Origin of the sequence: Phytohabitans sp. LJ34 (assembly GCF_052068095.1) — a bacterium.
GTDB lineage: Bacteria > Actinomycetota > Actinomycetes > Mycobacteriales > Micromonosporaceae > Phytohabitans.
This window is the reverse complement of record NZ_JBQHDG010000003.1, coordinates 18,814-41,240: the sequence shown is the minus strand read 5'-3', so window position 1 is coordinate 41,240 and position 22,427 is coordinate 18,814. Positions and strand designations below refer to the sequence as shown.

General features: G+C 71.4%; 18 protein-coding genes. 10 read left to right on the top strand and 8 right to left on the bottom strand.

What is annotated here, in order from left to right:
• Positions 1 to 190 precede the first annotated feature (190 nt).
• The 3 genes from ACTMTJ_RS05585 to ACTMTJ_RS05575 all read right to left on the bottom strand — a co-directional run bounded on the left by ACTMTJ_RS05585 (position 191) and on the right by ACTMTJ_RS05575 (position 5,683).
• Positions 191 to 2,296, bottom strand: coding sequence for a ThuA domain-containing protein (locus ACTMTJ_RS05585; protein WP_441214987.1), 2,106 nt, complete (start codon positions 2,294 to 2,296; stop codon positions 191 to 193).
• Positions 2,297 to 2,304: 8 nt separating this feature from the next.
• A complete protein-coding gene (locus ACTMTJ_RS05580; RefSeq protein ID WP_441214986.1) occupies positions 2,305 to 5,172 on the bottom strand; it encodes a carbohydrate-binding protein in 2,868 nt (955 codons plus the stop codon).
• 337 nt (positions 5,173 to 5,509) lie between these two features.
• A complete protein-coding gene (locus ACTMTJ_RS05575) occupies positions 5,510 to 5,683 on the bottom strand; it encodes a hypothetical protein (protein WP_441214985.1) in 174 nt (57 codons plus the stop codon).
• 625 nt (positions 5,684 to 6,308) lie between these two features.
• Here ACTMTJ_RS05575 and ACTMTJ_RS05570 point away from each other — a divergent pair.
• Both ACTMTJ_RS05570 and ACTMTJ_RS05565 read left to right on the top strand, forming a co-directional pair.
• Complete coding sequence (locus ACTMTJ_RS05570) at positions 6,309 to 6,881, top strand: MBL fold metallo-hydrolase (protein ID WP_441214984.1); 573 nt, start codon at positions 6,309 to 6,311, stop codon at positions 6,879 to 6,881.
• A complete protein-coding gene (locus ACTMTJ_RS05565) occupies positions 6,878 to 7,504 on the top strand; it encodes an NIPSNAP family protein (protein ID WP_441214983.1) in 627 nt (208 codons plus the stop codon). The genes ACTMTJ_RS05570 and ACTMTJ_RS05565 overlap by 4 nt, the downstream gene beginning before the upstream one ends.
• 4 nt (positions 7,505 to 7,508) lie before the next feature.
• Here ACTMTJ_RS05565 and ACTMTJ_RS05560 read toward each other — a convergent pair whose 3' ends face one another.
• From ACTMTJ_RS05560 to ACTMTJ_RS05550, 3 genes are read right to left on the bottom strand one after another with little or no spacing between them, the layout of a single operon-like run.
• Positions 7,509 to 8,465: a GlxA family transcriptional regulator gene (locus tag ACTMTJ_RS05560; protein WP_441214982.1), complete on the bottom strand. Its 957-nt coding sequence runs from the start codon at positions 8,463 to 8,465 to the stop codon at positions 7,509 to 7,511.
• Positions 8,466 to 8,468: 3 nt separating this feature from the next.
• Complete coding sequence (locus tag ACTMTJ_RS05555) at positions 8,469 to 8,810, bottom strand: NIPSNAP family protein (RefSeq protein WP_441214981.1); 342 nt, start codon at positions 8,808 to 8,810, stop codon at positions 8,469 to 8,471.
• 9 nt (positions 8,811 to 8,819) lie between these two features.
• The gene (locus tag ACTMTJ_RS05550) at positions 8,820 to 10,106 is read right to left on the bottom strand and encodes a carboxylesterase/lipase family protein (RefSeq protein ID WP_441214980.1); all 1,287 of its coding nucleotides are present in this window, start codon (positions 10,104 to 10,106) and stop codon (positions 8,820 to 8,822) included.
• Positions 10,107 to 10,272: 166 nt separating this feature from the next.
• Between ACTMTJ_RS05550 and ACTMTJ_RS05545 the strand changes: the two genes are divergently transcribed.
• The 6 genes from ACTMTJ_RS05545 (at position 10,273) to ACTMTJ_RS05520 (ending at position 16,533) form a co-directional block, all read left to right on the top strand.
• Positions 10,273 to 12,561: a ribonucleoside-diphosphate reductase subunit alpha gene (locus tag ACTMTJ_RS05545; RefSeq protein WP_441215403.1), complete on the top strand. Its 2,289-nt coding sequence runs from the start codon at positions 10,273 to 10,275 to the stop codon at positions 12,559 to 12,561.
• Positions 12,561 to 13,556 (top strand): ribonucleotide-diphosphate reductase subunit beta, encoded by a 996-nt coding sequence (locus tag ACTMTJ_RS05540; protein WP_441215402.1) that lies wholly within the window; start codon positions 12,561 to 12,563, stop codon positions 13,554 to 13,556. Before ACTMTJ_RS05545 ends, ACTMTJ_RS05540 begins: the two co-directional genes overlap by 1 nt.
• Before the next feature lie 15 nt (positions 13,557 to 13,571).
• Entirely contained in the window at positions 13,572 to 14,234 is a 663-nt protein-coding gene (locus ACTMTJ_RS05535; protein WP_441214979.1) for an alpha/beta fold hydrolase, read from the top strand.
• Between the two features lie 33 nt (positions 14,235 to 14,267).
• Positions 14,268 to 15,044, top strand: a complete 777-nt coding sequence (locus tag ACTMTJ_RS05530) for a DUF3152 domain-containing protein (RefSeq protein ID WP_441214978.1) — start codon at positions 14,268 to 14,270, stop codon at positions 15,042 to 15,044.
• 63 nt (positions 15,045 to 15,107) lie between these two features.
• Positions 15,108 to 15,608, top strand: a complete 501-nt coding sequence (locus ACTMTJ_RS05525) for a SigE family RNA polymerase sigma factor (protein ID WP_441214977.1) — start codon at positions 15,108 to 15,110, stop codon at positions 15,606 to 15,608.
• Positions 15,601 to 16,533: a hypothetical protein gene (locus tag ACTMTJ_RS05520; protein ID WP_441214976.1), complete on the top strand. Its 933-nt coding sequence runs from the start codon at positions 15,601 to 15,603 to the stop codon at positions 16,531 to 16,533. Before ACTMTJ_RS05525 ends, ACTMTJ_RS05520 begins: the two co-directional genes overlap by 8 nt.
• A 222-nt stretch (positions 16,534 to 16,755) precedes the next feature.
• On the opposite strand, the gene ACTMTJ_RS05515 is transcribed toward ACTMTJ_RS05520, so the two are convergent.
• Both ACTMTJ_RS05515 and ACTMTJ_RS05510 read right to left on the bottom strand, forming a co-directional pair.
• Entirely contained in the window at positions 16,756 to 18,219 is a 1,464-nt protein-coding gene (locus ACTMTJ_RS05515; RefSeq protein ID WP_441214975.1) for a glycosyl hydrolase family 79 C-terminal domain-containing protein, read from the bottom strand.
• Positions 18,220 to 18,352: 133 nt separating this feature from the next.
• Positions 18,353 to 19,228: an aminoglycoside phosphotransferase family protein gene (locus ACTMTJ_RS05510; RefSeq protein ID WP_441214974.1), complete on the bottom strand. Its 876-nt coding sequence runs from the start codon at positions 19,226 to 19,228 to the stop codon at positions 18,353 to 18,355.
• Positions 19,229 to 19,405: 177 nt separating this feature from the next.
• On the opposite strand from ACTMTJ_RS05510, the gene ACTMTJ_RS05505 reads away from it, so the two are divergent.
• Complete coding sequence (locus tag ACTMTJ_RS05505; protein WP_441214973.1) at positions 19,406 to 21,055, top strand: peptide ABC transporter substrate-binding protein; 1,650 nt, start codon at positions 19,406 to 19,408, stop codon at positions 21,053 to 21,055.
• Between the two features lie 855 nt (positions 21,056 to 21,910).
• A complete protein-coding gene (locus ACTMTJ_RS05500; RefSeq protein WP_441214972.1) occupies positions 21,911 to 22,381 on the top strand; it encodes an N-acetyltransferase family protein in 471 nt (156 codons plus the stop codon).
• Positions 22,382 to 22,427 lie beyond the last annotated feature (46 nt).

Here is a 22,427-nt window from a genome sequence, read left to right as displayed (position 1 = left end):
GCAACGGTCTGGACCACGACGGGCATCGCGGTAGCTCGCATCCGCTGTGGTCCTGCGCCGGCGGGCGCGCGTGGCGTGCGGAAGGTCAGGGCGGGCCCACGCCGTTGCTCGCGGCGTCGCCGGTCTCCACGAAGTGGGGGACGGCCGCCGCGACGCTGCGGCGGCCGTCCCTGTGGTGGGTGCGGAAAGCTCAGCTCGGGATCGTCCACCGCTGGCTGGCGGCGGTCCCGCAGGTCCAGAGGTGCACGACGGTGCCGTCGGTCGTGCTGCCGCCGGCGATGTCGAGACACTTGTTGGAGTTGGTGTTGACGAGCGTGCCGTTCGCCTGCGGTGCCCAGTTCTGCGCGCCGGTGCCGTTGCAGGTCCACAGCTGGATCTTCGTGCCGTCGGCCGAGCCCGCACCGGAGACGTCCAGGCACTTGCCCAGCGCCCGCAGCGTCTGCCCGGTCCGGGTGAACGCCTGCGACGTGCCGCCGTTGCACGTCAGGATCTGCATCTGGGTGCCGTCGGCAGTACCGCCGCCGCGCACGTCGAGGCACTTGCCGCCGAGGCCGACGATCGCGCCGCCCGGGACGGGGCCGCTCGACTTGACGAACGTGAAGTCGTCGACGTCGAAGAGCCCGCTGCCGCTGCCGGTGAACGTCAGGTACACGTTCGCGTTGCCGGCCGGCACATTGGACAGTGTGGTGTTGACGGTGGCGAACGTGTTCCAGCCGCCCGTGTTCGGCACCGCGACCGAGCCGAGGATCGGCCCGGTGGTCGAGCCGGTGCGCACCTGGAGCGTGCCGCCCGGTCCGCCGGAGACCACGCGCGCCCGCAGCGAGGTGGCGCCGCCGACGTTCACGTTGTTGTACGCGGCCCAGTCGCCCGGCTCGATGAAGCCGAGCGTCTGCCCGTTGTTGGCTCCGGTCTTGCCGACCGCCTGCACGCCGCTCTGCGCGCTGAACGACTCGGCCTGCACGGTCACGTCACCGCCGACCGGAGGCCCGCCGAGGTCTTTGATCCGGATGTTGCGGAACGAGACGTCGTCACCCGTGCCGTGGTTCTGTATGCCGATGTAGCCGTCCAGGTTGCGGGCCGGGTCGGTGTTGGTGAAGTCGTTGATCCGCACCCCGTTGAGGAAGACCTGGATCCGCTGGCCCTCGACGAGGATCTCGTACGTGTTCCACTCCCCCGCCCGGTTGAGCGCCGCGTCGCGGGCCGCGAGGTCGGCCGACTTGAAGCCGTAGATCGCGCCGGTGGTACGGTCGGCCGCGTCGGTCGGGTCGATCTGGATCTCGTATCCGTTGCTGACCGCCGAGTTGGGATCGGTGGAGGCGGGGAAGCCGACGAAGATGCCCGAGTTGTCGTCGCCCGCGACCCGCCAGTCCAGCTTCAGCGAGTACGAGGTGTACTGCCGCTGGCTGTACCAGAAAAGGCCCATGCCCCCGACGGAGGTGAGCGTGGCGTCGGAGTTGGTGAAGCTGCCCGGCCCGGCCTGCGACCAGCCGGCCGTCGATCCATTGTAGAGCGTGGTGTAGCCGGTCTCCGGCCGACAGTCGGCCTTCGAGCGGCCGGCCGCGTACCGGATGCCGCCGAGCAGGTGCGCCCGGAAGTTGGCCTCGCCGTAGCTGGCCTGCGTGTGCCCGAGCCCGGTGTAGAACGAGCGCCCGCCGCCGAACGTCTTGCACCACGTGATCGGGTGGTCGGCGCCCATGCCACCGCCCGAGTACGAGGACTCGTCGAGGTTGGCCAGCACCCGCGCGCTGGTACGCGGGTTGGTGCGGTAGTTGTACCACTCGTCGGTGCGGGTCCAGGTCTGCGGCAGGTGCCCGGTGGCCGCGTGGCCGCGGTTTTCCACCCGGATGTTGGCCTGCTGGATGGCCGGGTGCGAGGCGAAGTAGCCGCCCACCAGGTTGCCGTAGAACGGCCAGTCGTACTCGGTGTCGGCGGCGGCGTGCACGCCGACGTAGCCCTTGCCGGTGGCGATGTACTGCTCGAACGCCGTCTGCTGCGCGGCGTTCAGCACGTCGCCGGTGGTGGAGAGGAAGACCACCGCCTCGTACTGCGCGAGGTTGCCGGTGGTGAACGCGGCGGCGTCCTCGGTCGCGGTGACCGTGAAGGCGTTGGCCGCCCCCAGGTCGCGGATCGCCTGGATCCCTTGTGGAATCGAGTCGTGCCGGAAGCCGGCCGTCTTGGAGAAGACCAGCACGTCGTAGGGTGCGTCGGCCGGGTTCGCCGCGACGGGGGTCGCCGGGGCGGTGCAGGCGAGGACCGCGAAGACCACGGTCGCCAACGCGATGGGGGTTCTACGCATCGTCCCTCCTAAAGGGTCCACTGCTGGTTGGCGGCGCCGGTGCACGTTCTCAGCTGCACCACCGTGTTGTCGGCCGTGCTTCCGTTGAGCACGTCGAGGCACTTGTTCGAGTTCGCGTTCACGAGCGTGCCGTTGGCCTGCGGCACCCAGTTCTGCGCGCCGGTCCCGTTGCAGGTCCACAGCTGGATCTTCGTGCCGTCGGCCGTGCCCGCGCCCGAGACGTCCAGGCACTTGCCGAGCGCGCGCAGCGTCTGCGCGCTGCGGGTCCACGTCTGCGCGGCGCTGTTGTTACAGGTCAGGATCTGGATCTGGGTGCCGTCCGCGGTGGCGCCGCCGCGCACGTCCAGGCACTTGCCGCCCAGGCCGGTGATCCGGCCGCCACCACCGGTGCCGCCGGTCACGAACGTGAACGAGTCCACATCGAACAGTGCGCCCGCCCCGCCGGCGAACGTCAGGTACAGCGTGGTGGTCCCGGCCGGCGGGTTGCTGATCGTGCCGTTGACGGTCGTGAAGGTCTCCCAGCTCCCCGTGGGTGTCACCGTGGCGGAGCCGAGCACCGTGCCCGTCGGCGAGCCGGCCCGCACCTGCAACGTGCCCCCGGCGCCGGCGGAGGAAACCCGCGCGGTGAACGAGGTGGCGTTGGCGATACGGTACGGGTCGAACGCGATCCAGTCGCCGTTGTCGATGCTGCCGACCGTGTACCCGCCCTCGGCCGTCGCCTTGGCGTGTGTGCCGATGCCGGACATCGTCTTGAAGTGCTCGGCCTGCCGCTTGCGCGGCTGGAGCACGTGCTGCGTGTGCGTGGTGAGCCCGCCGTTGTCGGTGTACTCGGCGTCGAATATGCCGAAGATGTTGGCCGCGTCGTCGTGCTCACCGTCGACCGGGATCGTGATCGAGCCGGTGCACCCGTTCTGCGACGTGATCTGGTGGCCGTGGCTGTCGTGGCCGAGCACGTACGTCATCTTGACCCGCGCGCAGCTGATCGCACCGTCCTCGGTGTCGGCCACGGAGATGGTGAACGGCACCGTGTCGCCGAAGGAGAAGAGCTGGCCGTTGGCCGGCGCGCTGATCGTCACCCGGGGCGGGGTGTTGCCGACGCTGATCGTGACGCTGTCGGAGCCGGTCGCGCCCTGCGGGTCGCGGACGGTGAGCGTCGCGGTGTACGTGCCGTTCGTGCTGTAGGTCTTGCTCGGGTTGGCCGCCGTCGAGGTCGTGCCGTCGCCGAACGCCCACGAGTAGGTGATCGCGCTACCGTCCGGATCGGACGAACCCGCCGACGAGAACTGCACGGTCAGCGGCGCCGCGCCCGACGTGGGGTTGGCGGTCGCGTTCGCGATCGGCGCGCGGTTGCCACCGACGCCGACGAAGTCGTAGCGGTACAGCGCCGAGTTGGCGTCGCCGCCGAACCAGCCGGTGCCGTAGTCCAGGACGTAGAGGGCGCCGTCCGGGCCGAACGCCAGGTCCATCACCTGGGTACCGGTCCACGGGAACGTCTCGATCCCCTCGATCGCCCCGCTCCCGCTCACATGGATCGGTTTGATCCAGCGCCGCCCGAACTCGCCGGCGAAGAACTGCCCGTCGAACCCGGCCGGGAACTTCGTCGTGGAGGGGTTCGCCGCGTCGTACCGGTAGACCGGGCCGGCCATCGGCGACTCCGAGCCGCCACCGAACTCGGGCGGCGAGCCGGCGTCGCCCGCGTACCGGATCCAGGCCGGGCGGGCGGCCGGGAGCGTGCCCTGGCCGGTGTTGCGGAACGAGTTGTTGGTCGGGCCGCCCGTGCAGTTGAACTTGGGCCCGGTCGCGTTGGTCGCGAAGTTCCACTCGTTGTACGTCTCGGTGCTGCTGTTGGAGCCGGTGCAGTACGGCCAGCCGTAGTTGCCCGCCGAGGCGACCCGGTTGAACTCCACCTGCCCGCTCGGCCCGCGCGTCGCGCTGGTCGTGCCGGCGTCCGGGCCGTAGTCGCCGACGTAGACCACGCCGGTCGCCTTGTCCACCCCGATCCGGAACGGGTTGCGGAAGCCCATCGCGTAGATCTCGGGCCGGGTGTTGGGCGTGCCGGGCGCGAAGAGGTTGCCGGCCGGGATCGAGTACGTGCCGTTGGCGTTCACCTTGATGCGCAGGAGCTTGCCGCGCAGGTCGTTGGTGTTGCCCGCGGAACGCTGCGCGTCGAAGACCGGGTTGCGCTCGGTCCGCTCGTCCAGCGGCGCGTAGCCCGCCGAGTCGAACGGGTTGCTGTCGTCCCCGGTGGACAAGTAGAGGTTGCCCGCCGCGTCGAAGTCGATGTCGCCGCCCACGTGGCAGCACATGCCCCGGTCGGCCGGCACGTCCAGCACGTTCACCTGGCTGGCCATGTTGATGGTGTTGTTGCTGTTGAGCGTGAACCGCGACAGCCGGTTGACCCCCTGCCAGGTCGCCCACGTGGCGGCGGTGCCGGTCGCGGGCGCGTCACCGGCCGGTGTGGACAGCGGCGGCGCGTAGTACAGGTAGATGAACCGGTTGGTGGCGAAGCCGGGGTCGACGCCGACACCTTGCAGGCCTTCCTCGTCGTGCGAGTAGACCGGGATGGTGCCGATCACGGTGGTGTTGCCGGCCGCGTCGGTGCGGCGCACGGTGCCGTTGCGGGCGGTGTGGATGACTGAGCGGTCAGGCAGTACGGCGAGCGTCATCGGCTCGCCCACCTCGCCGACGCCGCTGGCCAGCGTCACCCGCTGGAAGTCGGCCGCGTTGATGGGATGCGCCTGCGCGGGTGTGGCGGTGACGATCGTCGTACCCGCCGCGACGAGGAGTAGAGCGGTGCTGGCGGTGCGTGCCCGGCGGTGCCTCAGGGCGCGCGGGATCGGCGGCGCGGGGCGGCGCCGAAAGTCCAGGATGGACATGGCGGTGGGTTCCCTCTCCTGACCTTTGCCAGGCAAGGGCGCGCGCCGTCGCGCCAGATGCCGTGGGCGGTGGGCCGACCCGAGCGTGGGGGCTCGTGCCGGTGAGATGCTCGGCGCGGACACCCGGGCTGGATGACCGCGCTGGTGAGCTAACCGCGCCGTCGGCTACCTCGGCGAAACAGCTGTGTCGTGGCCGTCACATTAATTCGTCTAGCTAGATGTGTCCATACTTTCCAGCGCCCCGTACCGTACTTTCGCTCGCACGGCAAAAAGTCCCCCGGACGGCACGACGACGCGAGCCGCGCCCTCAGGCGCGGCTCGCGTTCACCCCCGATCTTCACCGGGCTGGCATTACCCTCGGCTGCCCACGGACCGGCGCCTTGTGACGGGCTCGGCGGCCGCGGCGGGCCAGCCGGGCGACGGCGAGCAGTCGCTCGCGGTCGGCCTCGGCGATCAGCTCGCGCTGGCGGTCGTTCGCCTGGGCCAGGATGAGGTCCGGATGCATCAACATTGTTCTGTCTCCCTTTGTGGTTCCCCGTATCCGCTGATGAGTCAATCTTCGGCCGGTAAGGGAGCGACCACATCGGGAGCGCTTACCTATCTTGGCGGCCCCGGAGCCTTACGCCGGCCCCGGGATGCCTTAGACGGCCGCCGCGGACCGCATAGGTACGTCTAGGTATACCTAGAGACCTGTCGGGGTCGGGGTGGCTTCGACCCCCTATTTAGTTAGACAGAGATTCGAGCTGCCGCGACCTCCGTCGTGGTCCAGACCGCTGCGCGGGGCCCCGGGGAAACGTGGAGCGCAGCGGAGCGTTTTCTTGGGGTGCGTTTCCCGCGGCCTCACCCGTCCGCCGTTGGTCGCGCCTGCGCAACCGGCGGGGGTGGATCGAGCTCGCGCCAGGAGAGCCGGGCGAAAAGGGGTGAGCGGGACCAGCCGAACACTTCCACCCCGAAAGGTCTCTAGCTCCAGTCGAGCGCCCCGCTGGCCTGCAAGAAGGCGACAAAATGGCCTGAAGGCGGCAGTGGAGCACCTCGAAGAACGCGGTTTGTCGATCATCGCCGCAGTGGCAGAATTACCGTGATAGTGGTCAGTCCTGCCACTGTCGGGGCCGGCGTCCGGCGGGCAGGCTGGGCCGATGACCGGTGACCGGCCACGGGCCGCCACGGCCACCTACGCGATCCTCCACACCGGGTACGGCGAGCGCGAGGTGGCCGCCACAGTCGGCTTCGTGCGCGACGGCGACACGCTCGTGGTGACCGACCCGGGCATGGTGCGCGACCGCCGCCTGATTCTCGACCCGCTTCGCGCCCTCGGCGTGGCGCCCGAGGAGGTGACCGACGTCGTGTTCAGCCATCACCACCCCGACCACACGCTCAACGCGGCGCTGTTTCCGGCCGCCCGCTTCCACGACCACTGGGCGATCTACTCCGGTGACCGGTGGGAGTGGCGGGACGCGGAGGGGTACGAGCTCACGCCCTCGATCCGGCTGATCCGCACACCCGGCCACACGCCGGAAGACATCACCACGCTCGTGGGCACCGCCGACGGGGTGGTCGCCTTCACCCACCTGTGGAACACCGCCGACTCGGTCGGCGACCGCCACGCCACCGATCTCGCGGCGCTGCACGCGGGGCGGCGTCGCGTCGCCGGTACCGTCGACATCGTCGTGCCGGGGCACGGACCCGCTTTCCAGACAGGACGGACATGATCTACGAGCTGCGGCAGTACACCCTGTGGCCCGGCAAGCGCGAGGTGCTCGTCGAGCTCTTCGACCGCGAGTTCGTCGAGGGCCAGGAGGCCACCGGCATGCGGATCGACGGGCAGTTTCGCGACGAGGACCGGCCCGATCGTTTCGTCTGGGTGCGCAGCTTCCCCGACATGGCGCGGCGAGCCGCGTCGCTGCAAGCCTTCTACGGCGGCCCGGTCTGGCAGGCCCACCGCGACGCGGCCAACGCCACGATGATCGACTCAGACAACGTGCTGCTGCTCCGTCCCGCCGGCCCGGTGTGGGAGCTGCCCACCGAGCGCCGTCCACAAGAGACTGACTCGCTGCTCACCGCGTCTATCGCGTACCTGCCGGAGCCGGTGACCCAGGACTTCCGCGACTTCTTCGCGGCCGAGGTCGCACCGATCACGCCGGTCATCGCCTCCTTCGAGACCGAGTACGCGGAAAACACCTTCCCCGCGCTGCCCGTGCGCACCGGCGAGCACGTGTTCGTCTGGTTCACCCGCGACGAGGCGCCGCCCGCGGTGCCGGCGCTGGAGGGCTGGCTGGCCAAACCGCTGGAGAGCCTCCGCCTTAGCCCGACGGCCCGCTCCCTCCTCCGTTAGAGAGCTAGCGCGCGGCGAAGGCGCGGCGGTACTCGCGGGGTGGCACGCCGCGGTGCTTGAGGAACTGTTCTCTGAGGACGGTGGCGCTCGCGTATCCGACCCGCCGCGCCACCTCCTCTATGGACAGTGAGGTCTCCTCCAGCAGCGCCTCCGCCCGCGCCAGCCGCTGGCGCAGCAGCCACGCGTGCGGCGTGGTGCCGGTCGCCGCCTTGAAGCGCCGCGCGAACGTGCGCGGGCTCATCAGCGCCCGCGCCGCGAGTTCCTCGACCGGCACGGTGCGGTGCAGCTCACCCGCCGCCCACTCCAGCGCCGCCGCGAGCCGCGCGTCGTCGCCGCTCTCCGGGACCGGCACCTCGATGTACTGCGCCTGCCCGCCGTCCCGATGTGGTGGCACGACGATGTCGCGGGCGATCGCGTTGGCCACGGCGGCACCGTGCTCGCGGCGCACAAGGTGCAGGTAGAGGTCGGTGCCGGCGCCCGCGCCGGCCCCGGTGACGAGTCGCCCCTCGTCGACGTAGAGCACGCCGGGCTCGACCCGCACCTTCGGGTAGCGCGCCGCGAACTCCGCCGCCAACCGCCAGTGCGTCGTCGCGCGCAGCCCGTCGAGCAGCCCGGTCGCCGCGAGGATCCACGAGCCCACGCAGTGGCTGGCGACGATCGCGCCGCGCGCGTACGCGGCCCGGATCGCCGCGAGCACCTCGGCTGACGGCTCACCCCGAAACGAGTCACCCGGCAGCAACAGCACCAGGTCGCCGTCCGCCAGCCGCTCGACGCCGTGCTCGACCGCCAGCCGCAGCCCGACGTCGGTCGTCACGCTCCCCGGGCGGTCGGTGCAGAACGTGATGTCGAACCCCGGCAGCCCCAGGTGCCGGCGGTCGCCGAAGACCGACGAGAGGAGCCCCAGCCCGAGCGTGCTGGCCTCTTCGGGAACGAAGGCCGTGATCGACCGAAAGCCGCCCACGGGTCAGAGCGGCTGGTAGAGCAGGTCGGCCACCGCGTCAGGCACGTCGATCACGATCGTGTGGTACGTCTCGATGCGCGACACGACGTCTTCCCGCGGCCCCTTGTGCCACGCGTCGCCGCCGTAGAACGCGTCCTCCAACGCGGCCCGCTCCTCGACCGACGCGAAGCGCCGCACGAGGTATGCCTCCTCGTGGCCTTCCTCGTCGACGAGCGAGGGCCCGAACCGGACCACGCTGATGCCGTGCTCCCCGAGCAGCGGCAGCGCCACCTCCCGCATCACCCGGAGAAAGTCGTCACGCGTACCCGGCACGAGCCGGTAGGTACGAATCTCGATGATCGCCACCCACCGAGCCTATGCCGCCCAGACGTGGGTGTGGCGGCCCGCGGTGTCGAAGCGGGGCCAGCCGGGGTCGCCGGTCGCGGCGAAGGTCGTCCATGACGTGCGGAGGCGGGCGGAGAGGTCGGCGAAGTCGGCCGGGGGTGGGGAGCCGATCAGGCGGGCGGCGTAGCGGCTGTCCGCGTTGCCGAACGTGAACGGGACGTCCACCCCGTGCGCGGCGCCCATCGGGCCCTGCCAGGCGAAGTCGTACAGCCAGGTCCGGCCGCCGGCGGTCGCGTGTGCCTCGGCCGTCCGGGTGGTCGGGATGCGCATCAGGGCGTCGGACACCATCTCGGCGAAGACGTCGGCGTCCGTCGCGGCGCGGTACCCGGCGGCGTCCACACCCAGGCGAGCCGCGACCGCCGGGATGTCCAACGGCGACGGGATCGGGATGCCCAGGCCGCGAAACTCCTCGTGGGTGTAGCCGCAGACGAGGTCGACCGACGCCGGCACGACCTCCCACGGCGGGCCGGCCACCACGTCGCCGTCGATCACCGGGCCGTAGTAGCCGACGCCGGGGCCGCCCAGTACCGCGTCGGGCACGTCCACGAGCGCCGCCGGCGACAGCGCCGCCGGGTCGCCCACCGCGGCCGTGAGAGCGGCCGTCACGCGTTCGGCCTCCACCATGGAGTGGTAGCCGCGGGGGATGCTCTGGGCGATCACCCGGCGGCAGAGGCCGGACGCCGCCGCCACCAGGACCGCGGACGCCGCGCCGGCCGACTGGCCGAAGACCGTGACGTTGTCCGGGTCGCCGCCGAAGGCCGCGATGTTGTGCCGCACCCACTCCAGCGCGGCGATCTGGTCGCGCAGCCCGCGGTTGTCGGGATGGCCGGGCAGGTGGCCGAAGCCCTCGAAGCCCAGCCGGTAGTCGAGCGTGACCACGACGACGCCGGCGCCGGCGAGCGTGGTGGCGTCGTACTGCGGGGTGGCCGGCGAGCCGATCTTCCAGCGGCCGCCGTGTATCCACACCATGACCGGCAACCGGGCGGCGCCGAGGTCGGGGCTCCACACGTTGAGCGACAGCGGGTCGCGCGGCCGCGACGACGGCCGCCAGATCGACGGCACGCCGGGGGCCGGCGCCGGCTGGGGCTGCGGCGCGGCGAACGTGACGCACTCGCGCACGCCGTCCCACGGCTCGGGCGGTGCGGGCGCGCGGAAGCGGAGCGGGCCGTCGGGCGCCGCCGCGTACGGGATGCCCTTGAACGTGCCGCCGCTCCCCCGGACCAGTCCGGCGGAGGTCTTGACGGAAGGATCGACCATCCGATGACCGTAGCGTGACCCGGATCACGACACGCCACACGATATCTAGTGCGTGACTCTCGCCGACCCACTACATATGGTGTTGACCGCGCGGCGGCCGGACCGCTGCCGCGAGGGAGACAGGGGGAAGAGAGTGACGGTCATCGAGGCGCTTCCGCGCGCCCAGATGCTGGTCCGCAAGCGCGACGGCGCGGCCGAGCCGGTCGACGTCAACAAGATCGTCCGGGCGGTGCGGCGCCACGCGGGCGGGCTGCCGGACGTCGACGCGATGCGGGTGGCGACCCGCACGATCGGCGGCCTGTACGACGGCGCCACCACCGCCGAGCTGGACCGGCTGTCGATCCAGACGGCGGCCGAGCTGATCGGCGAGGAGCCGCAGTACTCCCGCCTCGCCGCCCGGCTGCTCGGCGGCTACCTCGACAAGGAGGTGCGGGGGCAAGGGATCGCGAGCTTCAGCCAGGCGATCCGGCTGGGGCACGCGGAAGGGCTGATCGGCGACGGGACGGCCGCGTTCGTGGCCGCCAACGCGCGCAAGCTCGACGACGCGGTCGACGCGGAGGGCGACCGCCGGTTCGAGTACTTCGGCCTGCGCACGGTCGCCGACCGGTACCTGCTGCGCCACCCGCGGACCCGCCTGGTCATCGAGACGCCGCAGTACTGGCTGCTGCGGGTGGCGTGCGGCCTGTCCCGCACCCCGGCGGAGGCCATCGGGTTCTACCGACTGATGTCGTCGCTGGCGTACCTGCCCAGCTCGCCGACGCTGTTCAACTCCGGCACCGCGCACACGCAGATGTCGTCGTGCTTCCTGGTCGACTCGCCGCGCGACGAGCTGGACTCGATCTACGAGCGGTACGCGCAGGTGGCGAAGCTGTCGAAGTTCGCCGGCGGGATCGGCATCTCGTGGACCCGGGTCCGCGGCCGGGGTGCGCTGATCCGCGGCACCAACGGCCTGTCGAACGGCATCGTGCCGTTTCTGCGCACGCTCGACGCGAGCGTGGCGGCGGTCAACCAGGGCGGCCGCCGCAAGGGCGCGGCCTGCGTCTACCTGGAGCCGTGGCACCCCGACATCGAAGACTTCCTCCAGCTGCGCGACAACACCGGCGAGGACGCGCGGCGCACCCACAACCTCAACCTGGCCAACTGGATCCCGGACGAGTTCATGCGCCGGGTCGAGGCGGACGGTGACTGGTCGCTGGTCGATCCGAGCGACGCGCCGGACCTGCCGGACCTGTGGGGCGAGGAGTTCGACGAGGCGTACCGCGTCGCGGAGAAGAAGGCCGTCAGGACGGTCAAGGCCCGCGACCTGTACGGCCGGATGATGCGCACACTGGCGCAGACCGGCAACGGGTGGATGACGTTCAAGGACGCGTCCAACCGGCTGTCCAACCAGACCGGTGCGCCCAGCAACGTGGTGCACCTCTCCAATCTCTGCACCGAGATCGTCGAGGTGTCCAGCGACGGCGAGACCGCGGTGTGCAACCTCGGCTCGGTCAACCTGGCGGCCCACCTGACCGGCGGCGGGATCGACTGGGAGCGGCTGCGGGCGACCGTGCGCACGGCGGTGGTCTTCCTCGACCGGGTGATCGACATCAACTACTACCCGAGCGCCGAGGCGGCCGCCTCCAACCCGCGGTGGCGGCCGGTCGGGCTGGGCGTGATGGGGCTCCAGGACGTGTTCTTCGCGCTGCGGCTGCCGTTCGACTCGCCCGAGGCGCGCGAGCTCTCCACCCGGATCGCCGAAGACATCTACCTGACCGCGCTGGAGACCTCCGCCGGCCTGGCCGAGGAGGCGGGACCGCATCCGGCCTACCCGCAGACCCGCGCCGCCGGCGGCGACCTCCAGCCCGACCTGTGGGGCGTCGAGCCGACCCAGACGGCGCGGTGGGCGGCGCTGCGGGAGCGGGTCGCCGCGCACGGCTTGCGCAACTCGCTGCTCGTCGCGATCGCGCCGACCGCGACCATCGCGTCGATCGCCGGCTGCTACGAGTGCGTCGAGCCGCAGGTGTCGAACGTGTTCAAGCGGGAGACGCTGTCCGGGGAGTTCCTTCAGATCAACACCTATCTGGTACGCGAGCTGAAGGACCGTGGACTGTGGACGGAGCCGATCCGCGCCGAGATCAAGCGGGCGGACGGCTCGGTGCAGGGCGTCGCGGCCCTGCCGGAGGACGTGCGGGTGCTCTTCCGCACGGCGTGGGAGCTGCCGCAGCGGGCGCTCATCGACGTCGCCGCCGCGCGAGCGCCCTATGTGGACCAGTCGCAGTCGCTCAACCTCTTCATGGCGGCGCCGACGATCGGCAAGCTCTCCTCGATGTACCTGTACGCCTGGAAGTCCGGCCTCAAGACGACGTACTACCTGCGCTCCCGGCCGGCCACCCGCATCCAGCTCGCCACGGTCTCCGTCAAGGCCGAGGCCTGCGACCTCGAAAACCCCGAATCCTGTGAGGCGTGCCAGTGATGTTGCTCGACCCCGGAATGGACCTGACGCTGCGGCCGATGCGCTACCCGCGTTTCTTCGACCGCTTTCGCGACGCCATCAAGAACACGTGGACGGTCGAGGAGATCGACCTCCACAGTGATCTGTCCGATCTGGCCAAGCTCTCCTCCGCCGAGCGCCACCTGGTGAGCCGGCTCGTCGCGTTCTTCGCCACCGGAGACACGATCGTGGCCAACAACCTCGTGCTCAACCTCTACCAGCACGTCAACTCGCCCGAGGGGCGCCTGTACCTCTCCCGCCAGCTCTTCGAAGAGGCGGTGCACGTGCAGTTCTACCTCAACCTGCTCGACACCTACGTGCCCGACGAGACCGAGCGGAACGAGGCGTTCGCCGCGGTCGAGAACATCCCATCGATCCGGCGCAAGGCCGAGTTCTGCTTCCGCTGGATCGACTCCGTCTTCGACCTCCGGCGACTGTCCACACGGGACGAGCGCCGGGCGTTCCTGCTCAACCTCGTCTGCTTCGCCGCGTGCATCGAAGGGCTGTTCTTCTACGGCGCCTTCGCGTACGTGTACTTCCTGCGCTCGCGCGGGCTGTTGCACGGCCTCGCCTCCGGCACCAACTGGGTGTTCCGCGACGAGTCGATGCACATGGCGTTCGCGTTCGACGTCGTGGAGACCGTGCGCCGCGAGGAGCCGGACCTCTTCGACGACAGGATGGCCGCACAGGTGACGGACATGCTCGCCGAGGCGGTGGAGTGCGAGGCGCGGTTCGCCGAAGACCTGCTCGGGCAGGGTGTGCCGGGCCTGTCGTCGACGGACATGCGCGCCTACCTCGAACACGTCGCCGACCGGCGGCTCGCCCAGCTCGGCCTCCCGCCGAGGTACGGCTCGACCAACCCGTTCGCCTTCATGGAACTCCAGGACGTGCAGGAGCTGTCGAACTTCTTCGAGCGCCGCGTCTCCGCATACCAGGTCGGCGTGACCGGAACTGTCGGCTTCGACGACGACTTCTGAGCTAGGTTGGGGCGCGTGCTGTTGCACCACCGAAGCTGGGGCTCGCCCGACAGCCAACCCGGGAGCGACCCGGTCATCCTCCTGCACGGCGGTGGCAGCGACTCCTCCACCTGGGAGGGTGTCGGTGCCGCCCTGGGCGAGGTGTGGCACGTGCACGCGCCCGACCTGCGCGGTCACGGCAAGAGCGAGTGGCCCGGCGAGTACACGCTGGAGCTGATGCGTGACGACGTGCTCGCGCTGATGGACGAGCTCGGGCTGGCGCGGGCCTCGTTCGTCGGGCACTCGATGGGCGGTTTCGTCGCCTACCTGCTCACCCTCGACCACGCGGAGCGGGTGAGCCGGCTGGTGCTGGAGGAGACGCCGCCGCCGGTGCCGCTGGCGCTGCCCGTGCCGGCGCGGCCGGAGGGTCCGCTGTCGTACGACTTCGACGTGCGGCCGGCCATCGTCAAGCAGCTCAACGCGCCCGATCCGGAGTGGTGGATACGGGCCGACGAGGTCACCGTGCCCACCTTGGTCATCTCCGGCGGCCCGGCCAGCCACCTGCCACACCGCACGATGTACGAGTTCGCCGCGCGGCTGCCCGGCGGGCGGCTCGTCACGATCCCGGCCGGCCACCGCGTGCACGTCGCCGAGCCTGACCGCTTCCTGGAGGCGGTCGTCGGATTCTTCGAAGACTGAAACGCGCCGCCGCTCCCGCGTCGTGATCAAGGTATGCGGGGTGTACGGATCGCGGTGGTCGTGGCGGCGTGCGGGGCGGTACTGGCGGGGGCGCTGGTCTTGCGCGCCGGGATGCCGGAGCGGGCGATCCCCTCCGCGGCACCGGCCACACCGCCCCCGACGTCGGCCACGCCGTCCCCGACGCCCAGCCCGACGGAGAAGCCGCCACCACCCGAGATCGCCTACCCGGACCGGGGCGAGGGTACCTACCGCTTCGCCGCGGGCGGTGGAGGTGTGGCGGGGCGGTCCGGCCAGCTGATGCGGTATCGCGTGGCGGTCGAGCGGGGCATCGAGAACATCACGCCGGACGCCTTCGCGGCCGAGGTGACCCGCACGCTCGCCGACCCGCGAAGCTGGACCGGCGACGGGCGTTGGCGGCTCCAGCGGGTCGGCAACGGCTCGCCGTACGACTTCACCGTCTACCTCACCACCCCGCGTACCCGCGACGAGTACTGCCCCGGTGACGACGGGTACACCTCGTGCCGCAACGGCGAGCGCGTGATCATCAACGTGGCGCGGTGGGTGCACGGCGTACCGCGGTATGGCGCTCCCCTCGACGACTACCGCGAGTACCTGGTCAACCACGAGGTGGGCCACCGGCTCGGCCACGGCCACGAGAAGTGCCCCGGCCGAGGCCGGCCCGCGCCGGTGATGCAGCAGCAGACGCTCGGCCTGCACGGCTGCGTCGCGTGGGGGTGGCCGCTGCGCGACGGGCGGCTCTACCAGGGGCCGGCCGGCTCGTACGACGACCCCATCCCGGAGTCGCCATGATCACGCTGACCTGCGGATTGAAACGGATCGGGCGCCCGAACACGTGTACACGTGGGGAGGGCGATGATCTCGTTCGACGAATTCGTGACCGCACGCGGCCCGGCGCTGCTGCGGTTCGGCTACCTCATGTGCGGCGACCGGCACCTGGCGGAGGACATCCTCCAGGAGGTGCTGGCCAAGATGTACCGCCGGTGGGGCCGGATCGCGCGCACCGAGCCGCCGGAGGCGTACGTGCGCCGGGCGATCCTGCACCAGTACCTGTCGTGGCGCCGCCGCCGCGCCAGCACCGAGGCGGTCGTGGCGGAGGTGCCGGAGCACGCCGACCCGCGTCTGATGGCCGAGCAGGTGGCGGTGCGCGACGAGATGTGGGAGCTGCTCGGCACGTTGCCCCGGGTGCAGCGGGCGGTGCTGGTGCTGCGGTACTACCTCGACCTGCCCGACCCGGAGATCGCGGACCTCGTCGGCTGCGCCCCGTCGACCGTGCGCGTGCACGCCTTCCGCGCGCTCGGCGCGCTGCGGGCGCGGCTGTCCGAGGACCTCACCACGGAGGCTCGCAGTGGATGACATCGAGCACCTCGTCCGCGTGACGCTCACCGACCGGGCCGCCGCGGTCGGCGAGCCCGCCGGCCTCGCCCACGCGGTCCGCGGCCGGGCCCGCCAAGCCCGGCTCCGCGTGCAGGCGGCGGGTGCCGCGGTGGCGGCCGCGGCGGTGCTGCTGGCGGTGCCGGCCGCGACGCGGCTGTGGTCGCCCGAGTCAGGATCCACTGTGGACGTCGTCGCGGCATCCGCCCCGGCGGCGGTGGCCGCCGCGCCGCCGTTCCCGTTCACGCCGACGGTGCCGCTGCCGAGCTACGGCGAGCCGATCGCGGAACTCTCCGCCGGCGAGCCCGGCCTGCGGTACCGCGGCGGCGACCCGGAACGCTGGCTCACCGTCTCGGTCACCCGCGAGCGGCCCGCCCCGTCCGCGCCGAAGTCGTACGGCGCGGCGGTGCGCGAGCGGAAGGCGGCGCTGGAGGTCGGGCCCGACGGCTCCACGCTCACCTGGCAGGAGGCGGACGGACGGTGGCTGCGGGTGGCGGCCGACCCGCACCTGTCCCGCGACGACCTGACCGGCTACGCCGCCGGACTCGCGCCGGGTGCGGTGCCGGTGCGGTGGCCGTTCACGTTCGAGACGGTGCCGCCCGGCATCGTGCCCGACGTGGTAAACCTCGCCGCCGTGTCGTTCCGCCCGGAGGGCAACCCGCCGAGCCACGGCTTCGCCGGCAACCTCACCGTTTTGCTGTCGGACACCGCTGAGGTGACGCCGAGCGGCCGCCCGATCGCGGTCGGGACGCGGGCCGGCTGGGTCACCGCGTCTGCCCTCTCGGTCGACCTCGGTGACGGCCGCACACTCGTCGTCCAGTCCGAGATCGGGCTAGCGGAGGCGGAGCTCGTCGCGTTCGCGGCCGGGATCCACCCGACCCCCGACGCGCTGGTCGGCCGCGGCTAGCGAAGTTTGTGCGCCATCCTCGGGGCTTGTCCCGCGGAGCCGGCAGCGGAGGCCGGGGATTTCGGCTCGCTCCGCGAGCCGCCGGCCTGCGCGGTCTCCGGCGGGAGCGGCGGTCCTCCGCTGACGCGGACCCGGGACAATCTTCTGATCTTCTGCCAACCAATGCAGACCGCCCCCTTGGGTCGCCTCGCCTCCCACGGCGGCGAGGCGACCCAGCACGGCCTAGCAGTCGACCGTGATCAGCACCGCGCTGCCCGCCGGCAGGTCGACGCCGAGGCGGCCGTCACGGACGCGGACCCGTTCGGCCCGGCCCGGCGCCAGCCGGCCGCTGTCGTCGACCACCCCGCCCTGCACGGTGGTGTCCGCCGCCGCGAGCCCGCTGCCGGTGAGGCGGAGCACCTGCGCGGTGCCGCCGCCCCGGCCCACGGCGAGGTCGAGGCGGACCGGGCCGGTCGACGGGTCCTCCTTCTGGATCATCGCGATCCGCAGCCGCCCGTCGTCGCCGCGGACGGCGTACGCGTTGACGTTGCGGTCGGTGGCGAGGGCCACGGGCAGGAAGCGGCCCGGACCCATCCGCCGGGCCAGCCACAGCCCGTAGAAGATGGGCATCGCCCGGTATCGCTGGGCCGCCTCGCCCGCCGTGTCCGCCGCGCACATCGGCGTGTAGAGCTGCCACCGGCCGTTCCAGATGGGTTTGCCGCACACGCCGAGGCCGCCGTGGAAGTTGACGCCGTCGAGTCCGAGCTGCGCCATCTGGAGGCTGTAGTCGAGCGCCCACAGCGCCGAGGCGTGCGTGTTGCTGACCCCGTCGATGCCGCCGCCCCACGCCGAATTGGTCTCGTCGACGCGGATCGGCAGGCCGTTTTCCTTGGCGGCGGCGAGGTTGGTGGAGACGGCCGAGCGCTGCGCGGCGTTGGTCTGCGGCGACAGCAGCCGGGCGATCGTGCCGGTCGGATCCATGCTGTACTGGTGGATCATGAGCATCGTCAGCCCGTTGCCGCGCTCCTCGCGGGCCAGAGTGGTGGCCCACGACGAGCTCGGCGAGGCGGTGTCCGGGCCGGCGATCCGCTGGTTGCCGGCGGCCGCGGCACACGCCTCCCAGTCGGCCCTGTAGTCGGCGTACGCGTAGCCGGCCGACCGGTATCCGCGCATCGCCCACTGGTCGGGCTCGTTGCCGCACTCGACCGCGACGAGCCGGTGGCGCAGGATCCGGAACATCTCGCGCGCCTGGTCGGCGGCCGCGACCGGATCCCACCGGCCCACGTTGATGCCGACCTCGGCCCGCCAGCCGGTGGCGCGCAGGAAGCGGTCGAGCCGCTCGATGTCGGCCGGCGTGACCATGTGCTTGACCCACTCGGGCAGCGGGTCGGGCGGCTGCTGGCCGCGCGGCAGCCACAGCGTGTCGCGGTCGAGGGTGTTGCCGGAGAAGCGGACGTTGCTGGGGCCCAGCGTGCGCAGCAGCGCGGCCAGGTTGCCCTTGGCGGGGTCGATGTTGCCGATGCCGAGCTCGCGCATCTCGAACGAGAGCCCGACGAAGTCCGCCGGCAGCCGGCCGGACGGGTGCGCGGTGTCAACGGTGACGGTCACCGGTGTGGCGGCCGGTGGTTCGGCGGCGGCCGGCGCGGCGCCGGCGATGACGGTGGTGAGCGCGACCGCGGTGATCGTCGCGCGACGGACGGGACCCATACAGGCTCCTCCCCTTGGTCCCGGGAGTCCGGCGCCGCCCCGCGCGCACTTCCTTCACGACTTAGTTCGATGTCGATGCTATGTACATCGATAGGGCTTGGTCAATTGACGAGCGGGCCGGTCGCACTGGCGGCTAGGGCTCGCGCCGCACCTCCGCGAGAGCGTGGGCGCTGATCGCGGCAAGGCGCGGGCTGTCGTCCGAAAACGCACCGATGGCGGTGGCCAGGTTGAGCGCCCAGCCGCGCGCGCGTACCCAGGTGTCCGCGTCGGTGCCGGTGAGCGCGTCGTATCGGGCCCGGAAGGCGGCCCGGCCGGCGGCGTCGAAGGTCAGCCACGCGGTGGACAGGTCGCTCGCCGGGTCGCCGCCGGTGAGGTCGCCGAAGTCGATGACCGCGGCCAGCCGCGCCGGCCCGGAGGGCGCCAGCACGAGGTTGCCCGGGTGCAGGTCGCCGTGCAACCAGTACCGCGGCCCGCCCCAGACCGGCGCGGAGACGAGCCGCTCCCAGAGGGCGAGCAGGTCGGGCGTGCCGGCGAGGCGCTCGCGTACCGCCGTGTCGCGGGCGGTGAGCGGCACACCGCGCCACGGGTTGTGCGGCGCGTCGGCGGGCGCCGGGGCGTGCAACCGGGCCAGGAACTCGGCCAGGTCGGTCGCCGCCGGCCCGCGCTCGGCCGGTGACACGTCCGCGGCCGGGCGCCCCTCGAACCACGGGCAGATCGACCACGGCCACGGGTAGCCCTCGCCGGGCACGCCGGCGCGCACCGGGGCGGGGACGACCCCGCCGGCCCGCGCGGCGAGGGCCGGCAGCCAGCGCTGCTCGTTGCGGATCAGGTCGACGGCGAGGGCCCGGCGCGGCAGCCGCACGCAGAGGTCGTCGCCGAGGCGGTAGATGGCGTTGTCCCACCCGTTCGCGACGAGCCACAGTGGACCGTCGAGGTCCGGGTGCTGCGCCCGGACGAGCCGGGTGACGAGACTTGCGTCGATATCGACCTCAGCCGCCGGTGTATCCACGCACACATCATTCCCTTCTGCGGAAACCCGCGACAACCAGTCGGGCGGGCTCGGGCGTTCCTCAGGAAGACGGCAGGACCACCTGCTTTTGACAGACCCCATAACGCCCGCTCGCCGCGCCGATACCCCCGCGCGGCGCGATACAACGCGGGCTAAATCAGGAAGGGAGTCGGCAAGATGCACAAGATGCATCGGTCGATGCGCATCGTCATGCCCGCTGCCATCGCGACGCTCTCACTCGTCGCGGCGGGCTGCGGCGGTGGCAGTGAGGATACCGGAGACACGGGCGCGACCGCCAACGCGTCCATCACCATCAACGGCACGCAGCCCGAGGTCGGCCTCGTGCCCGGCAACACCAGCGAGACCGGCGGCGGCAACATCGTCGACCACCTGTGGACCGGCCTCGTCACCTACCCGCCGGGCGGCGGCGACCCGCAGAACGCGGTGGCGGAGTCGATCGAGACGGCCGACTCGCAGAACTACACCGTGCGGATCAAGAAGGGCACGAAGTTCCACGACGGCACCGAGGTGAAGGCGAAGAACTTCGTCGACGCGTGGAACTTCACCGCCCTCGCCACCAACGGGCAGCAGCAGGCGAGCTTCTTCGGCGACATCGAGGGCTTCACCGCGGTCAACCCGCCCGACCCGGACGGCGCGGGGCCGCGGGAGGCACCCAAGCCGACCGCGCAGACGATGTCCGGCCTGAAGGTGGTGGACGACTACACGTTCACCATCAAGCTCCAGGCGCCGTTCTCCATCTTCAAGACCAAGCTGGGCTTCGCCGCGTACTCCCCGATGCCCGACGCCTTCTTCCAGCAGGGCCCGGACGCGTTCGGGCGCCAGCCGATCGGCAACGGGCCGGTCAAGTTCGTCAGCTGGACCGACGACGTCGAGCTCAAGCTGGCCCGCTTCGACGACTACACGGTGGGCGACAAGGTGAAGGTCAAGGAGGTGACGGTCAAGTTCTACCAGCAGATCACCGCCGCCTACGCCGACCTGCTCTCCGAAAACCTCGACTTCCTCCAGCAGGTACCGGTCGAAAACCTCGCCGACGAGGCCTGGAAGGGCGACCTCGGCGACCGGGCGATCGAGGTCGCGGTCCCCGTGCAGCAGAGGATCGCGTTCCCCATCTACGACGAGCGGTTCAAGAACCCGGACCTGCGCCGGGCGATCTCGCTGGCGATCAACCGGCAGGAGATCTCCGAGAAGGTCTTCTTCAACACGCGCAAGCCGGCCACCAGCTGGGCCCCGCCGGGCACCCCGGGCGCCGAGGGGTTCGCCTGCACCGCGTGCGAGTACGACAAGGACGAGGCCGTGGCGCTGCTCCAGAAGGCCGGCGGCTTCCAGGGCCAGCTGGTGTTCCGCTACAACTCCGACTCCAGCCACAAGGGTTGGATGGAGGCGGTGGCGCAGAGCGTCAAGAACACCCTCGGCATCGACGCGGTGGCCCTTGGCATCACCACGTTCGACGCGTTCCGCCAGCAGGTCAACGCCCACAAGATGGACGGACCGTACCGGGCGGCATGGCAGGCCGACTACGCGGACGCCGAAAACTGGGTCGGCCCCTTGTACATCAAGGGCGCAGCCTCCAACGACGGCCTCTACGAAAACGCGGACGTCGACCGCCTCTACGCCGAGGGCACGAAGGCCTCGACCCCGGACGCGGCGCACGCCAAGTTCACCGAGGCCATCAAGATCGTGGACGCCGAGGTGCCGTCGATGCCGATCGTCACGGTGTCCCAGCAGTCCGGCATCTCCAAGCGCCTGAAGCCCATCAAGACCGACTGGGTCGGCGTCATCGACCTCTCGTCGGTAGAGCTCAAGTAGCGACCTGAAACCACACCGGGGGGATGGGGCCGCGCGGACTCCCCGCGCGGCCCTGCCCACGCCCCCAAGGGGGCAGCCCTGAATGGGAAACTGCATCTATCGGAGTCGAGGTGGCCGGCGCTAAGTTTCCTTTAGGACAAAGATTTGAGCTACCGCGACGTCCGTCGTGGTCCAGACCGCCGCTCCCGCGGCCTCACCCGTCCGCCGCTGGCCGCGCTCACCCCGTCGGGCCGCGCGACGGTCGCTGTTTGTCCACAATGCCTGCTCCCGGATCGGCGCTCTGGGAAAGCAACAGCGGTTTCGTCGCCGCCGGTAACCGCCGCGGCGAGGTGAGCGGCGCGAGATCCCAGATCTCGGAGAGTTAAGGCGCTATTTCAACCCCAACTCTCCTAGATCTCGAAGTCCCGACCCATGAGCTGGTAACGCCGCGTCAGGACGGCGGAGATAGGCCCCGCGAAGCCCCCTTCGGGGCTTGTCCCGCGGACCCGGCAGTGGACGGCCGGGGATCTCGGCTCGCCCCGCGAGCCGCCGGCCGGGAGCGGTCCCCGCGGGAGCATACGGTCTCCAGCTGACACGGACGGGGGAAAATCTGCCGGAGCGCCACCACGCGCGTAACCGCTGGTCGCGCTCACCCCGGCGGCTGCGCCGGGCCTCACGGCCCCGGGCCTGGTAGGTGCGCCCTCATCGGTGGATCGTGGACCGCGGGCCTGGCAGCGGAGGCCGGGGGTTTCGGCGAGCCCTGGCGAGCCGCCGGCCGCAGCGGTCTCCGGCGGGAGCGGCGGTCCGCAGCTGACGCGAACCCGGGAAACCTGTCTCGAGGGGCCCCTGACTCCGAAAGGTCTCTAGACTCGGTGGGTGATCATTCGAGCGGCGGAGATGGGCGATGCGGCCGCTGTGGCCGAGATCTGGTACGAGGGTTGGCAGGACGGTCACCTCGGCCACGTGCCTGACGCGCTCGTCGCGATCCGCACCGAGGAGTCGTTCGGCTCGCGGGCGGCGCAGCGGGTGGACGACACCACCGTGGCGGTGCGCGACGGCGAGGTGGCCGGGTTCGTGATGGTGGTCGGCGACGAGGTCGAGCAGGTGTACGTCTCGCGCCGGCACCGGGGCAGCGGTGTCGCCGGTGACCTGCTCGCCGCGGCGGAGCGGCTCGTCGCGTCGGGTGGGCACGCGCGTGCCTGGCTCGCCGTCGCCACCGGTAACGCCCGTGCGCGGCGCTTCTACGAGCGGTGCGGCTGGGTCGACGAGGGGGCCTTCGACTACCCCGCGGCCGGCGAGGACGGGCCGATTCCGGTGCCCTGCCAGCGTTACGTGAAAGCCGTTTAGACACCGGTCGCGGCGGAAATCTTCATCGCCTAGGGCTTGCCTCGTT